This is a genomic window from Desulfoluna sp. HI9BLuna (assembly GCF_056829775.1).
In genome coordinates, this window is record NZ_CP186555.1 from 2,533,190 (window position 1) to 2,547,495 (window position 14,306).

The 14,306-nt window shown below is 62.1% G+C and carries 11 protein-coding genes; 6 read left to right on the top strand and 5 right to left on the bottom strand.

Annotation, left to right across the window (positions count from 1 at the left end; all coding sequences use genetic code 11):
- Positions 1-16 precede the first annotated feature (16 nt).
- Positions 17-505 (bottom strand): hypothetical protein, encoded by a 489-nt coding sequence (locus tag ACOYW0_RS10305; RefSeq protein ID WP_482418368.1) that lies wholly within the window; start codon positions 503-505, stop codon positions 17-19.
- A 292-nt stretch (positions 506-797) separates the two neighbouring features.
- Here ACOYW0_RS10305 and ACOYW0_RS10310 point away from each other — a divergent pair, with 292 nt between their 5' ends.
- Positions 798-1,709, top strand: coding sequence for a hypothetical protein (locus ACOYW0_RS10310; RefSeq protein WP_180137769.1), 912 nt, complete (start codon positions 798-800; stop codon positions 1,707-1,709).
- Here ACOYW0_RS10310 and ACOYW0_RS10315 read toward each other — a convergent pair.
- A complete protein-coding gene (locus ACOYW0_RS10315; RefSeq protein WP_482418369.1) occupies positions 1,706-2,086 on the bottom strand; it encodes a nucleotide pyrophosphohydrolase in 381 nt (126 codons plus the stop codon). The two genes, ACOYW0_RS10310 and ACOYW0_RS10315, sit on opposite strands and share 4 nt — an antisense overlap.
- 194 nt (positions 2,087-2,280) lie before the next feature.
- Here ACOYW0_RS10315 and ACOYW0_RS10320 point away from each other — a divergent pair, with 194 nt between their 5' ends.
- The 5 genes from ACOYW0_RS10320 (at position 2,281) to ACOYW0_RS10340 (ending at position 8,875) form a co-directional block, all read left to right on the top strand.
- A complete protein-coding gene (locus ACOYW0_RS10320; protein ID WP_482418370.1) occupies positions 2,281-3,558 on the top strand; it encodes a peptidase U32 family protein in 1,278 nt (425 codons plus the stop codon).
- Positions 3,559-3,789: 231 nt separating this feature from the next.
- The gene (locus ACOYW0_RS10325; RefSeq protein WP_180137775.1) at positions 3,790-4,365 is read left to right on the top strand and encodes a response regulator; all 576 of its coding nucleotides are present in this window, start codon (positions 3,790-3,792) and stop codon (positions 4,363-4,365) included.
- A 15-nt stretch (positions 4,366-4,380) separates the two neighbouring features.
- On the top strand, positions 4,381-5,046 hold the full coding sequence (locus ACOYW0_RS10330; protein ID WP_482418371.1) for a GTP-binding protein: 666 nt from the start codon (positions 4,381-4,383) through the stop codon (positions 5,044-5,046).
- Between the two features lie 23 nt (positions 5,047-5,069).
- Entirely contained in the window at positions 5,070-6,482 is a 1,413-nt protein-coding gene (locus tag ACOYW0_RS10335; protein WP_482418372.1) for a sensor histidine kinase, read from the top strand.
- Positions 6,479-8,875, top strand: a complete 2,397-nt coding sequence (locus ACOYW0_RS10340; protein WP_482418373.1) for an ATPase, T2SS/T4P/T4SS family — start codon at positions 6,479-6,481, stop codon at positions 8,873-8,875. The genes ACOYW0_RS10335 and ACOYW0_RS10340 overlap by 4 nt, the downstream gene beginning before the upstream one ends.
- A 22-nt stretch (positions 8,876-8,897) precedes the next feature.
- Here ACOYW0_RS10340 and ACOYW0_RS10345 read toward each other — a convergent pair whose 3' ends face one another.
- The 3 genes from ACOYW0_RS10345 to ACOYW0_RS10355 all read right to left on the bottom strand — a co-directional run bounded on the left by ACOYW0_RS10345 (position 8,898) and on the right by ACOYW0_RS10355 (position 14,300).
- On the bottom strand, positions 8,898-10,031 hold the full coding sequence (locus ACOYW0_RS10345) for a GGDEF domain-containing protein (protein WP_482418374.1): 1,134 nt from the start codon (positions 10,029-10,031) through the stop codon (positions 8,898-8,900).
- A gap of 103 nt (positions 10,032-10,134) precedes the next feature.
- Complete coding sequence (locus ACOYW0_RS10350) at positions 10,135-13,197, bottom strand: efflux RND transporter permease subunit (RefSeq protein WP_482418375.1); 3,063 nt, start codon at positions 13,195-13,197, stop codon at positions 10,135-10,137.
- On the bottom strand, positions 13,194-14,300 hold the full coding sequence (locus tag ACOYW0_RS10355; protein ID WP_482418376.1) for an efflux RND transporter periplasmic adaptor subunit: 1,107 nt from the start codon (positions 14,298-14,300) through the stop codon (positions 13,194-13,196). Before ACOYW0_RS10355 ends, ACOYW0_RS10350 begins: the two co-directional genes overlap by 4 nt.
- Between the last annotated feature and the right edge of the window lie 6 nt (positions 14,301-14,306).

Sequence of the window (14,306 nt, forward strand, 5' to 3'; positions counted from 1 at the left end):
ACCCTAAGGCCGCGCCTTAGACCTTGTCCTTCACCTCATTCCAGAAACTCTCCACCCCCTCTTTCCATCCGCTCAGGTAGGTGTCGATGAACCCCTGGAACCGCTTCTGGGCGGTGCGCCCGGTGATGGCGAAACGCTCGGACTGATGCTTCAGGACCTGGGAAAAGTAGTCCCCCAGGTGCTCGTCCTTAAAGGGGTTGCCCCCCGGCGTCCAGCCCAGGGCGTACTGCAGCTCCCGGTAGTGGGCCGTGCGGGACCACTCCAGGCCCGCCCGTTTTCCCTCTTCGATGAAGTTGGCCTCGAACTCGGCCTTTTCACGTTTCAGGCGTTCCACCACGCTGGACATGTCCAGCTCGTCATGGATCTTCTGTCGAAGCGCCTCCTTCTTGCGGATCATGTTGGATATGGAGCGCTGGAAAACCTGGGAAAAGTTCATGCTGGAGCGCCACTCTTTCATGCGCTCGTAGAGCTCGTCCGGCACGCTGATCGTCACTTTTTTTGCCATGTGTATCCCCCGAAATGGTCGCAATATTACCCACTACAACCTGCCACACCCCATCAATACGTGTCAATAAAACAATACGTACTATCCCGAGACTACGTACCGCACCCCCGTCCCCGGAAAATGGGTCCATGGCCCCGGTCACCGGTATTTCCCCACCGCTGTGCGCCCTTGGGGAAAACCCTGTGGCCCCGCCCCCTCTTCTGTGATAATGAATGATGCAGTTGTAAAATATTGAGGTTACGGCGCCTCCCGTGAGGTTCTCGGGGGCCGGTATGAATGTTTTTGGAGTGATATGATGAAACAGTGGGTTTTTGTAGTGGTCCTTTTGGTTCTGGCAACCGCCTGTGCTCGCCCTCCCCAGTATGTTCCCAGCAAAAAACCGGCCCGGTTCAGTTATGAATCCGCCGTGGACGGTCAAATCGGCACCCTCTCCACCCAGGTGGCCAAACAGCTCACGCGACGACGCATCCGCCGCGTAGCCGTCAAGGAATTTACCCGCATCGACGGCAAACGCAAGCAGCTGGAAAAATACCTGGAGATGGAGGTCTCGGACAAATTGTTCAAAACCGGCTACTTCACGGTGGTACGCAGCGAAATGCTGGAGGCCACCGGGGAAGACAGCGTCCTCGGTCTCGTTGAGAGCGCGGTGACCAAAAACTCCGATATCAAGGAAGAGGATGCCCGCAAGGTGGGTCGCGCCCTGAACATCGACGCCATCGTGGTGGGCCACACCGTGGTGCTGGGCAACGCGGTAAAGCTCTCCATCCAGCTCATCTCCACGGGCACGGGCGGCGTCTTCGGCTCGGCCTCGGCCATGATCACCAAGGACCGGAACATACGCACCCTGCTGGACGAAAAGGCTGCGGGCAAGGCCGCCTCCCTGGGCCGCAACGGAGAGTACGGGGACTTCATCAACACCGGAGAGAACCAGTACCACGAGCTGGTCCCCGACCTCTACACACTCTACGTGAAGCAGGTCAACGATCAGATGGACATCTTTGCCGAGACCGGCCCCACCGTGGAGCTCTTCTTGAACGACGAGTACAAGGTCATGGGCGTCGACGAAATGGTCTCCTTTACCCTGGACGAAAAAACCTACGTCCTGACCCTGCGCAAAATCTCCGGCCGAAGCGCTGTCTTCAGCTTTGCCAAGCTGAGAAACGCCTCGGATGATGAAGAGGCCCAGGCGCCGCCCGAGCCCTAATCGTCAGTGGGCCCCGGTTCCGAACCGGGGTCCCTGTCCTTAAAAAGTTTGGGGTTGTTCCAGTGACGGGTCTTGTCCCGGGCGCTTTTTTTGGCAAGATTCCTGGCCAGGGCCTCGGGCAGGTCCACCCCCGTCTGGTTGGCGATGCAGACCAGCACAAACATGAGATCGGCCAGCTCGTCCCCCAGGTCCGGGGCGGGCTCTTCCCGCTTGAAGCTCTGGTCCCCGTACACCCGCGTCATGATCCGGGCCACCTCACCGGCCTCTTCCAGCAGGATCCCCAGGTTGGTGAGCTCGGAAAAATACCGTACCCCCACCTCTTTTACCCAGCGGTCCACCCTCTCCTGATATTCGCGTATGCCCGTGTCATTTTTCATGCCGTGCGTCCTTTCCTGTCACTGGTTGTGGAAACGGCCCCTCCATACCACGGCGCGTTGCAAAGGGGGAACCCTTTTGGTAGAGTCGTCACGTCCGGGTGCCGAGCCCCGCAGGGCCCGTCCCCTTATCAACCTTATATATATAATCCAGGCCCCTGGGGCCCGGAACCCCGTACCCAAGGGATACACGAACCATGAGCAACCGAGTTGAACTCCTCGCACCGGCGGGAAATCCGGAAAAACTGGAAATTGCCGTCCACTACGGCGCCGACGCCGTCTACCTGGCGGGCAAGGCCTTCTCCCTCAGGAACTTTTCAGGCAACTTTACCTTGGAGGAGATGGCGGCGGGCATCCGCCACGCCCACGCCCACGGCGTCAAGGTCTACGTGGCCTGCAACGTCTATGCGCGAAACGACGAACTCGACGCCATGCGCGATTACCTCGCCGCCCTGGCCGAGGTGAAACCCGACGCCCTCATCGTGGCCGACCCGGCCATTTTTGCCGCGGCCCGGTCCATCGCCCCCGGCATCGATCTCCATATCAGCACCCAGGCCAACACCACCAACCAGGAGACCGCCCTCTTCTGGAAGTCCCTGGGCGCCACACGCATCAACGTGGCCCGGGAGCTGCCCCTCACCGACATCAAGGGGGTGGTGGACAACGGCGGCCTGGAGGTGGAGGCCTTTGTCCACGGGGCCATGTGCATCTCCTACTCCGGCCGCTGCCTTCTCTCCAGCTACCTCACCAACCGGGACAGCAACCGGGGCCAGTGCAGCCACCCCTGCCGGTGGAAGTACAGCGTGGTGGAAGAGATGCGCCCGGGGCACTACCACCCGGTGCAGGAGGACGAAAGGGGCTCGTACATCTTCAACTCCAAAGACCTCTGCATGATCGACCACGTCCCCGCCCTCATCGAATCAGGGATCCACTCCCTGAAAATCGAGGGGCGCATGAAGGGCATCAACTACCTGGCCTCGGTGGTGAAGACCTACCGGGAGGCCATCGACGCCTACTACGAGGACCCGAAACACTACACGACCCGTCCGGAGTGGGGCGAAGAGCTCTCCCGCATCAACAGCCGGGAGTACTCCACCGGATTCTACTTCGGCTACGAAGGAGACGCCGCCCCCAACTACGGGGACTCCCGTCCCGGCACCATCCACCGCTTTGCCGGCAAGATCACGGCCGTGGACGGATGCCGCGCCACCCTCCACGTGCGCAACAAAATCACCGTGGGCCAGGAGGTGGAGGTCCTCACGCGAAAAGGACCTGCCAGCCCCGACACCATCACTGCCATCGAAAGCCTTGACGGGCATGCCCTGGAGCTGGCCCAGCCCAACACCTGTGTGGGCGTCACCCTCAACGGGAGCTACGCGCCAAACGACCTGATCCGCATCGCCGAAGAGACCACGTACGGCCACGCCCCCGGAGCGTCCCGGCTGCCCAAAAACGGCAGCGCCCCGCGCTCCTGATCAAAAAGCAGCCTGTTTCAGGAGAGTTGCAACCTCCTGACAGGCTGTGATATTATGAATCCATAGCTCCCGGTTCCAACCAGACCCTGTCCCCCCTTTTTTTACTGAGTCCCCCAAAGCGCCCCTTCTCCGTCCCTACCCCATTGGGAGATATCGAGCCCGTCCCTGCGGCTCCGATCATCCCGGGAAGCCCCGCCCGCCCCCACCCGTTCACCATGACAGAGGTGACCCATGAATAACAAAGTCGTTTTTGTGGATGACGAAAAACCCATTCTGGACTCCATCTCCCGCGCCTTTCGGAACGAGCCCTACAAGATCTACGCATTTGACGACCCGACCACCGCCCTTGAAGAGATCCACGTCATCAAACCGGCCGTGGTGATCTCCGACCGCATGATGCCTGACATGGACGGCTCGGAATTCCTGGAGAAGGTCCGCATCCGATGGCCCTCGGTGGTGCGCATCATGCTCACCGGCCACTCCGACATCGACGCCACCATCACCGTCATTAATAAAGGCCACATCTTCCGGTTCATCAACAAGCCCTGGAGCAAGGCCGAGCTTAAAATGTCGGTGAAAAACGGGGTGGACCACTTCAACCTGGCCATGGAAAACAAGCAGATGTCCCAGGTGATCAAACAGAAAAACGAAGCCCTGCTGGCCCTGAACAGCGAGATGGAAAACCGCCTGAGGTCCTGCCTCACCGATGTGGAGGAGACCGCCAGGCAGTACAAGGAACTCAACTGCCGCCTTCAGGAAACCCTGACGGCCATCATCACCGATATCGAACAGGCCAAAGGAAGTTGACAAAAGGGGGTTCCAATGGCCGAGATCCTCGACGAAGAAAAAAAAATCGTCATCAAGATCGTTTACTACGGACCGGCCCTCTCCGGGAAGACCACCAACCTCATGCAGCTTCACGACCTCATCCGGCCAGGTCGGTGCGGCGACCTCATGAGCCTGGAGACCCGGGGCGACCGCACCCTTTTCTTTGACCTGCTCCCCATTCTTGCCAGCACCGACGGGGAGTACCGGGTAAAAATCAAGCTCTTTACCGTCCCCGGCCAGGTGGCCCACGATGCCACGCGCAAGGCGGTCCTCTCACGGGCCGACGGGGTGGTATTTGTGGCCGACTCCCAGACGGCACAGGCCCTCAACAACTTTCAGAGCTTTGAAAACCTGGAAAAAAACGCCGGGCGCATCGGCCTGGATTTCGAGCACCTCCCCCTGGTAATCCAGTTCAACAAACGGGATCTCCCGGACATCCTCACCACCGAGGAGATCCGCTCACGCTGGGAGCCGTCGGGGCTCCCCGTCACCTTCTCCACCGCCCTCACCGGTCAAGGGGTCCGCACCACCTTCGAAACCATTCTCTCGGCCACCTACCACAGTCTGGACGCCTCCCACGACCTGGGAGGCATCTACCGGATCATGGAAGAGAACCTTCATTCGGTGCTGCCTTCCCACGCCGACCCCGTGAGCCATTGACCCAAACCCAAGGAGCCCCGCCCATGGAGCGTTCCCATGAGACCATCACCCCCTTTGACAGGGAGTACTCCTTGAGGGACCTCCTCCCTTCGGAGGTCGTCCTCACCTGGGTCCGTGCGGCCCCGCCCCTGGGCCTGGGCCACCTCTCGGTGCTCATGCCCGACGGCACGCCCCTGCTCCCGGAGGATAGCTGCGGGGAGGTGACCCGCGCCATCGGGGAACGCCTGGCTGAAACCCGGCCCGGGACAAGGGCCCTGACCGAGACCCCCAAGGGATGGGTGATTCTCACGCCCCTGGTCCACGAGCTGGACATCCTGGGCTACCTGGCCCTGGGGTTCAACCCCGACGGCAATGTTCCCACCGACGAGCTGGCGGCCGCCGAAGCCATCCTGGCCACGGCCATCACCCAGATCATGAAAAGCGGATGCGGCCTGGCCATGGCCTCCCGGGTCCACGGCGAGGTGGTGGAAGACACCTTTGCCGACCTCAAGGAGAAGGCGGCCCAATTGGCCAAATCCGAGAAAAAATTCCGGCTCCTGGCCGCCAGCCTGGACAAGGAGGTCAAACGGAAAACCGAAGAGATCCGGCAAGCCCAGGAACACCTCATGCAGCAGGAGAAGATGGCCTCCATCGGCCAGCTGGCCGCCGGGGTGGCCCACGAGATCAACAACCCCATGGGTTTTATTACCAGCAACATCAACAGCCTCGACGAGTATGCCGGAGAGCTCATCCGCTTTGTGACCCTGCAGCGAGACCTCATCGACGAGGCCGACCGGGCAGGCCTTTTCACCGGAGAGAAAACAGACCGCCTCCTGTCGGAACTCCACCGCATCGACGAAGGCGCGGACATCGACTTCATCCTCAAGGACATTCCCCCGCTGCTCAGCGAGTCCATCGACGGGGCCGAGCGCATCCGGAAAATCGTCCAGGACCTGAAAGACTTTGCCCACCCCGGCGAGGAGACCCTCAGCCTGGCCGACCTCAACACCAACCTAGACAAGAGCATCAACATCGTGGGCAGCGAGCTCAAGTACAAGGTCACCCTGGAAAAAGACTACCAGCCCCTTCCCCCGGTGCAGTGTTACGCCCGGCAACTTGACCAGGTCTTCATCAACCTCTTGGTCAACGCGGCCCAGGCCATCACTGACAAAGGGACCATCACCGTCACCACCCGTCACGACAACACCCATGCCGTGGTGGCCATCGCCGACACAGGCACCGGCATCCCCAAGGGAAAGCTAAAAAAAATATTCGACCCCTTCTACACCACCAAACCCGTGGGCAAGGGCACCGGCCTGGGCCTCAACGTGGTCTACAACATCGTCAAGCGCCATCGGGGCTCCATCAGCGTCAAAAGCGAGGAGGGCAAAGGCACCACCTTCACCCTGCGCCTGCCCCTGCACCGGGCCCTCCCCGCCAAGGAGAAGGAACCATGAGCCGACTCGCATCCCTCTTTCTGGGCAAAGACCCTCCCGACTCGGAAGAGCCCCCCGAGGACTCCCGGCCCTACGCCATTCTCTTTGTGGATGACGAAGCCGGTGTGCTGTCGGCCATGAAGCGCATCTTCCGAAAGGAGACCTACCGCATCTTTACCGCGTCCTGCGGCGAAGAAGCCCTGGAGTGCCTCCGGCGGGAGGAGATCCACGTCATCATCACCGACCACCGCATGCCCGGCATCACCGGCGCCGACCTGCTGCGCCGGATCAAACGGGAGTACCCCAGCACCATCCGTATCATGCTCACCGGCCATGCCGACGTGGGAGCCATCATGGGAGCGGTGAACGAGGGAGCCGTCTACAAGTTCATCACCAAGCCCTGGAGCGACGAAGACCTGCGCATCACCGTGGGCCTGGCCCTGGAGCAGTACGACCTCATCCGGGAAAACCGGGCCCTGAAAAAAAACCAGGTCTCCCAGACCAAGCGCATCAACCAGATGAGCCGTTTCATCAACACCCACCGGAGCCAGGTGGGATCCATCCTGATGAAGCAGAACCTCCTTCGAAAAAATGACTTGGAAAATGCCCGGGAAATCCAGGCAAAGAAAAACCTGCCCATGCCCCAGGTGCTCATGGAGATGGGCCTGGTGGACGAAGGAACGATCTTGAACGCCATCCAGCGGGAGATGGGCATCAACCGCGTCTACCCCGCAGAGTTCAGCACGCCCGAGGCCCTGGTGGCCCTGATCCCCCGGGAAATCTGCAAAAACAACCTGCTGGTGCCCCTGAAGCGTACGGAAACCGGGATCATGATTGCCATGAACGATCCCAGCGAATACCTGAAGATCGAGGACCTTCAGTTCATCACCGGCCTGCGGGTGGAGCCGGTCATTGCCACGCGCAAGGAGATCATCAAAAAAATCGAGGAGCTTTACGGAGAGGAAGAGGCGGGCCTGGATGAGCTCACCGTACTGGAGATGGAAGACCCCACCGAGGCCATCGAGATCATCCTCGACGAAGAGGACGAGGAAGCCGACCTCAAAGAGCTCCTCATCGCCAAGGACCAGCCCCCGGCCATTCGCATCGTCAACGCCATCATCTCCGACGCCCTGCGCCACGAAGCCTCGGATGTGCACATCGAGCCCAAGACCAAATACGTCATGGTGCGGTACCGCATGGACGGGCTCCTCAACGACAAAATCCACGTCCCCATCACCATGCACCCGGCCATCGTCTCCCGCATCAAGGTGATGGCCGAGCTGGACATCTCCGAGCGGAGGCGCCCCCAGGACGGGCGCATCACCGTGAAGACCCCCTCGAAAATGGTGGACATCCGCCTCTCCTGCCTGCCCACCATCAACGGGGAAAAGGTGGTGTTCCGCATCCTGGACCGCAACGCCTCCATCAAGAGCGTGGAGGACCTGGGGCTTACCAACGAAGAAAAGGAGATGGTCACCCGCCTCATCAACCGCCCCCAGGGGTGCATCCTCACCACCGGCCCCACGGGCAGCGGCAAGACCAGTACCCTCTATTCGCTGATGCAGGAAAACGCCTCGGTTACCAAGAACTACACCACCATCGAAGACCCCGTGGAGTACTTCATGTCCATGGCCGAACAGGTCATGGTCAAGGAGAAGATCGGCCTGAACTTTCCCATCATCCTGCGGGCCATCCTCCGGCAGGACCCCAACGTCATCATGCTGGGAGAGATCCGGGACTTCGAGACCGCGGAAGTGGCCTTCCACGCAGCCCTCACCGGCCACACGGTCTTAAGCACCCTCCACACCAACGGCAGCATCCCCACCATCACGCGCCTCAGGGACATGGGCATCCAGCCCTACGTCATCGGCGAGGCCTTAAGCGGCATCATCGCCCAGCGCCTGGTCCGCCGCATCTGTGACAACTGCAAGGAAGAGGAGGCCCTCTCCCCTGCCACCATCGATGCCCTGGGCATCAACGCCAACGGAGGCACCTTCCCGGCCTTCCACGGCAAAGGATGCGACCGGTGCAACAACACGGGCTACCGGGGACGCACCGGCCTCTTTGAAATCCTCACCGTCACCCAGGAGATCAAGCAGCTCATCAACACGGCCGCCTCAGAGTCCGAACTCACCCGGGCCGCCCGGTGGGCCGGCATGAAACCCCTGGTGGAAGACGGGTGGACCAAGATCAACCAGGGCGTCACCACCGCCGAAGAGGTGCTCCGGGTCCTGGGCCCCCAGAACACCCTGGAGGTCAAGTGCCCCCACTGCAACGCCAACCTGAGGGAGCGCCACCGCTACTGCCCCTTCTGCTCGGGCAGAATCCTGCTCCAGTGCATCAACTGCGGGTGCTACCTGGAGCCGGACTGGAACGGCTGCCCGGACTGCGCCACCCGCGTCACCGACCGCTGAAAAACCCATCCGGCCGTCACCATCACATGCCGGGGTGGGCTCCCTCCCCCTTTTTCTCCCGTGTCCCAGCCGGACCTTGACCGTCCCTGCGCCTTGCCGGCTCGTATTCCACCCGATTTCTTCCCTTGCTCTTTGCCCGGTACAAAGCGTCGTCCGCCCGGCCAATGGAGGCCTTGATGTCCTCGGACGGGGTGTACTTGGTCACCCCCACGGAGATGGTCACCCGAAAATCCGCAGGAAGTCCCTCAAAGGCAAGCCCTTCGGTGAGAACCCTCACCCGCTCGGCGCATTGCATGGCCTCACTTACCCCGGAATTGGTAAGAATAAGGATAAACTCCTCCCCCCCGTACCGGGCGATGTGGTCGATGTCCCGCAGGTTCTTCTGAATGGCCTGGGCCACGGTGCGCAGCACGATATCCCCCGCCTCGTGGCCAAAGGTGTCGTTGACCCGCTTGAAGTGATCCAGATCGAAGATGCAGATGGAAAAGGGGTGAACCCCGCGATCCCCCAGGGCCTTCTCCCGCTCCAGGATCTCGAACATCTGGCGGCGGTTGAACACCTGGGTGAGGTCGTCGTGGATGGCCAGCTTCTCGATGGTGGCCATGGCCCGGGCCACCTTTTCCCGAAGGCTGGTGATGTAGCCACCCACCAGGGAAAACCAGGGAAGCACCACCATGAGGATGAGCAGGTTCATCACCTCCAGCCGGGTGTTGAACCCGGCTGGGTCCTGCCTCTGGAGGAGAAACAGCACCGCCCCGTAGCTTGCGATGGCAAAGGCCGAGAGAAAGAGAAATTGCCGGACCTTGAGCCGAAACAGCCCGTAGACAAAGACCACGAGATAAAGAAGAAGCAGCCCGCCCCGGGCCTCCCCCGAGTAGTAGACCCCCACCATGACCCAGAAGGTCCCCATGCCCATCTGAAACAGGGTGAGGCTCGGGTCTTTGAAGCACCGGTTCAACCCGCTCAGAAACACCAGCAGCAAGGCAATGTTGCACAACGCCACCAGGCAGGTGCACCGCCACAACACGGGCCAGGGGATCTGGGAGAGCCCCATGTAGCGAACATAGGCAAAAAGCCCCAGCCACAGAAGGTAGGTGGTTGCGGCCATGGCAAACCGCTTGAGCCGAAGCCCCTGGTTGAATGTTGTCTCGGACATACCTTTCACCCCGTTGCTTGCGTTACCTGCCAGGCACACGGAGGGCGGAGACCGCCACCACCGTGTGGTCCATTGTCCGTTGTCGTGAAGCCTTTCTGCCTTCTCAGAGGCGAACCCTGAAGAACAAGGTGTAGAGAACCGGCACCATGCCCAGGGTGATCACCGTGGCAAAGACCAGCCCGAAAATAATGGAGACCGCCATGGGCTCGAAAAGGGGCCCGCCTCCCACCCAAAGGGGAATGAGACCGCCCACGGTGGTGAGGGTGGTGAGCAGGATGGGGCGAAGCCGCCGCTGGGCCGCAATCACCACGGCATCGCCTGGCTCCAGCCCGTTCTCTTCGATCTCGATGCGGATGCGATCGAGCAGCACGTTGGCGTTGTTGATCACAATGCCCGAAAGGGCCACCACCCCCAGAAGGGTCATAAACCCGAAATAGGATCGCGCTACCAGAAGCCCCACGGTGACGCCGATGAGCCCCAGGGGCACGATGCAGAGGAGCAGGGCCGTCCGCCTCAGGGAGTTGAACTGAAGGATGAGAAGCAGCATGATCAGCATGGCGGCAAAGGGCAGCTCATCGGCGATGGCCTGGTTGGCCTTGGCCGACTTTTCCGCTTCCCCGGCCACCTCGTAGCGGTATCCCAGGCCCCAGCCGCCGCTCTGTTCCGCCAGCCAGGCCGAGACCTTCTCGTTGATGGCCAGGGCGTTGAATCCTTCGAAGAGATCGGCGTACACCTCCACGGTGCGAAGCCGGTCCCGACGAATGATCTTACCGTGCTGCCAGTCCGTGTCCATATGGGCCACCTGGCTCAAGGGCACGGACTGGCCTGTTGCCAGGCTGTAGATGCGCAGCCCTTCCAGTTTTTCGATGTCGTTTCGGTCCTCGGCCACGGAGCGCACCACAATGGGGATGAGGTCGTCCTCCTCCCGGTACTGCCCCACCTGGATGCCGCTTAAGGTTCCCTGGAGGGAAAGGGCAATATCCCGGCTGGTGATGCCAGCGCGCCGGGCCCGCTCCTGGTCCACCCGCACCACCAGCTTGCGGGTGTGGCGCCCCCAGTCATCCCCCACCTCCCGCACCCCCGGTTCCTTGCGCAGACGCTCTTTGAGCCCATTCACCAGTGTAAAGAGCACGGCATCCCGCTTGCCGGAGATACGCACCGCCACAGGGTGGTTCACCGGCGGCCCCACGGACAGCCGGGACACCTTGGCCCGGACCTCGGGGAGTTCGGCGTCACAGAAATCCTGAAGCCGGTTCACCACCTCGGCCACGGCCTCAAAGGAGGTGGTGTTGATGAGGAGATAGGCAAAGCTGCTCTCCGGCGGGTCCGGCCGGTAGGAGAGGATAAACCGCGGGGCTCCTTCGCCGATGAAGCTCCCCCAGCTCACCACCCCTTCTCCCCCCTCTTCCGCCATGAGGTTGGCCTGGATGAAGGTTTCCATCTGCTTGACCATGGCTTCGGTGTGGGCGATGTCCGAGCCCGGGGGCGTCTCCACGGTGGCGGTGATGATGCGGCGGTCCGAGTCCGGCATAAACCGCTTGGGCACGTACCGAAACCCCGCCATGGCCACCACGAAGGCAAGGCACATGGCCGTAACGAACAGCAGGCGGTGACGCAGCACCCCCATGAGGGCCCGCCGGTACCGGGAATAAAAAGGCGACTGATACCCCGGCTCCTTTTCTGGCCCCTTGACGCGCAGGAACCGGACACAGAACAAAGGGATCATGGTGAGGGCCAGCACCCAGGAGCTGAGGAGGGTAAGGGTCACCACCTTGAACAGGGGGGAGGTGTACTCCCCGGTGGACGACTTGGCCATGTAGATGGGCAAAAAGGCAAAGGAGGTGGTCAACGAGGCCGTGAGGAGCGGGCGCGCCAGCTCCTTTGCCGATGTCACCGCTGCCTCTGCCACGCTCTGGCCCTCCCGCACCTGGGTCATGATGGACTCGCTCATGACAATGGCGTTGTCCACCAGGATTCCCAGGGAGATCAGCAGTGCCGTCAGGGAGACCTGATCGATGCCGATGCCAAAAAAGCCCATGAGCAAAAAAGCCATGAGGATGGTGACGGGGATGAGGCTGGCCACGAGGAGCCCGGTCCGCACCCCCAGGCTCGCCAGCATCACCAGGCAGACAATAACGATGCTCTGCATGAGGTTGGAGAGAAAATCGCTGACGCTCCGATGGACCCGCTCGGGCTGACGGGCCAGGAACTGAAACCCCACGCCGATGGGATAGAGGGCCTCCAGCCGCTTGGTAAAGGCCGTCACCTCCTTGCCCAGGGCAATGATATCCCCGCCGTCGGACATGGAGATGGCCAGGCCCAGGGCCGGGGCGCCGTTGAATCGCATTCGGGTGGAGGGCGGATCCTTGTACCCCCGGGTCACGGCCACCAGGTCCTTTAAGTAGACCACCTCCTTGCGGCCCGGCACCGAGATCACCGTATCCAGGATCTCGGCCACGGCCTCAAAATTCCCCGTGGGCTCCAGGTTGATCCGCTCCTGCCCCGACTCCAGGGCCCCGCCAGGGATGATGATGTTGCGCTGGGAGAGCACCTGCTGAAGCATAAGGGGCGAAATGCCGTACCGGGCCAGGCGAGCGGAGTTAAACTCCAGGAACACCTGCTCCTCCTGGGCGCCGATGATCTCCACCTTGGCCACGTTGTCGATGCGGAGAAGCTCGTCACGGACCTCGTCGGCCACATCCTTGAGCTCGCGGTAGGTGTACCCCTCACCGGTGAGGGCCAGGACCTGGCCAAACACATCGCCGAAGTCGTCGTTCACAAAGGGCCCGATGACCCCTTCCGGGAGCCTGGGGGTTTCCCTATCCACCTTGCGCCGCAACTCGTCCCACAGGGGGCGCATCTCTTTGTATGACTCGTCGATGTGCACATAGATGATGGAGATGCCGGGCCGGGACTCACTCTCCACGTAATCGAGCTCGGAGATCTCCTGAATCGCCTTCTCCAGCCTGTCGGTGACCAGCTGCTCCACCCGCTCCGGGCTGGCACCGGGGAAATAGGTGGTGACCATGGCCACCCGGATGATGTACCCGGGATCCTCATCCTGGGGCAGCCTGTGCAAGGTCACCCAGCCCCCCAGCACCACCATGAGGATCACCACCAGGGTCACCCGGTTCATGCGGATCGCCGCTTCCGTGATGTGCATCATGGCGCCTCCCCGGCTTTGAGCAGCACCTGCATGCCATGGCTCAGGCGGCTCATGCCCGCCGTCACCACCCACTCGTCGCCGGAAAGGCCGGAAAAGACCTCAAGGCCATCCTGGGTCAAGGCCCCCACAGCCACGGGAAGGCGCCGGATCGTGGCCTTGCCCTCCCCGTCGGGCTCTGCGGCAAAAAGAAAAGGCCCGGACGCATCCTGCCCCACCACATGGGAAGGGACAAGGAACCGCTCCCCACCGCGCCCCGGAAATCGAAAAGTCGCCTCCGCCGCCATGCCGGGTAGCACCTCCCTGACCTCCTCCACAAGGCGAAGGGTCACGGGGTAGGTGGCGGCAAAGCCTGTGGCCGCCGTGCCCACCTCATACACCACGGCCGGAAAGGGCCTCTTCCCCATGGCGGCAAACTGCACGGCCACCGCCTGCCCTGCCCGAATGTCCGAGATCATCACCTCGGGGATATCCACATGGACCTCCACCCGGCGCCCCGAGGCAAGGATGGCCACCGGCACCCCGGCCCCGGTGTTTTCGTTCTCATCGGCCAGGACCATGGTCACCGACCCCGACATGGGCGACACCAGGCGGGTGTACCCCAGCTGGCGCTTTGCCAGGTCCCGCTTCTTCTCGATGGAGGTCACCTGGGCCGTGGCCGACTCCCAGGCCGCCCGGGCCCGGTCCAGATCGCTCTTGGAGATGTTGTCGTTCTCCCAGAGCCGCCGCGCCCGTTCATAGGAGAGGGCGGCGTTGCGGGCCTGGGCCCTGGCCTGGTCCAGGCCCGCTTCGGCCTCCTGGACTCGCAGGCGGTAGTCCCGGTCGTCCAGGGAGGCCACAAGGTCCCCGGCGCTCAGAACGTCCCCCACCTTCACCGGGATTCGCTCCAGGGTGCCCGGCACCTTGAAGCTGAGCCTGGACTCCACCGAGGCCAGGGCATACCCGGAAAAAACCCGGGAGACCTCCGGGGCAACCCGCACCGCCCTCTGCACCCGTACCGGCCTCAGGTGAACCTCCTCGGCTGCCCTCTCCCCCGAACACCCCACCCATTCCAGCGCCAACAGGCTTGCCGCCAGAACCACTCCTCTCCACACCCGACCGCCCATACCCTC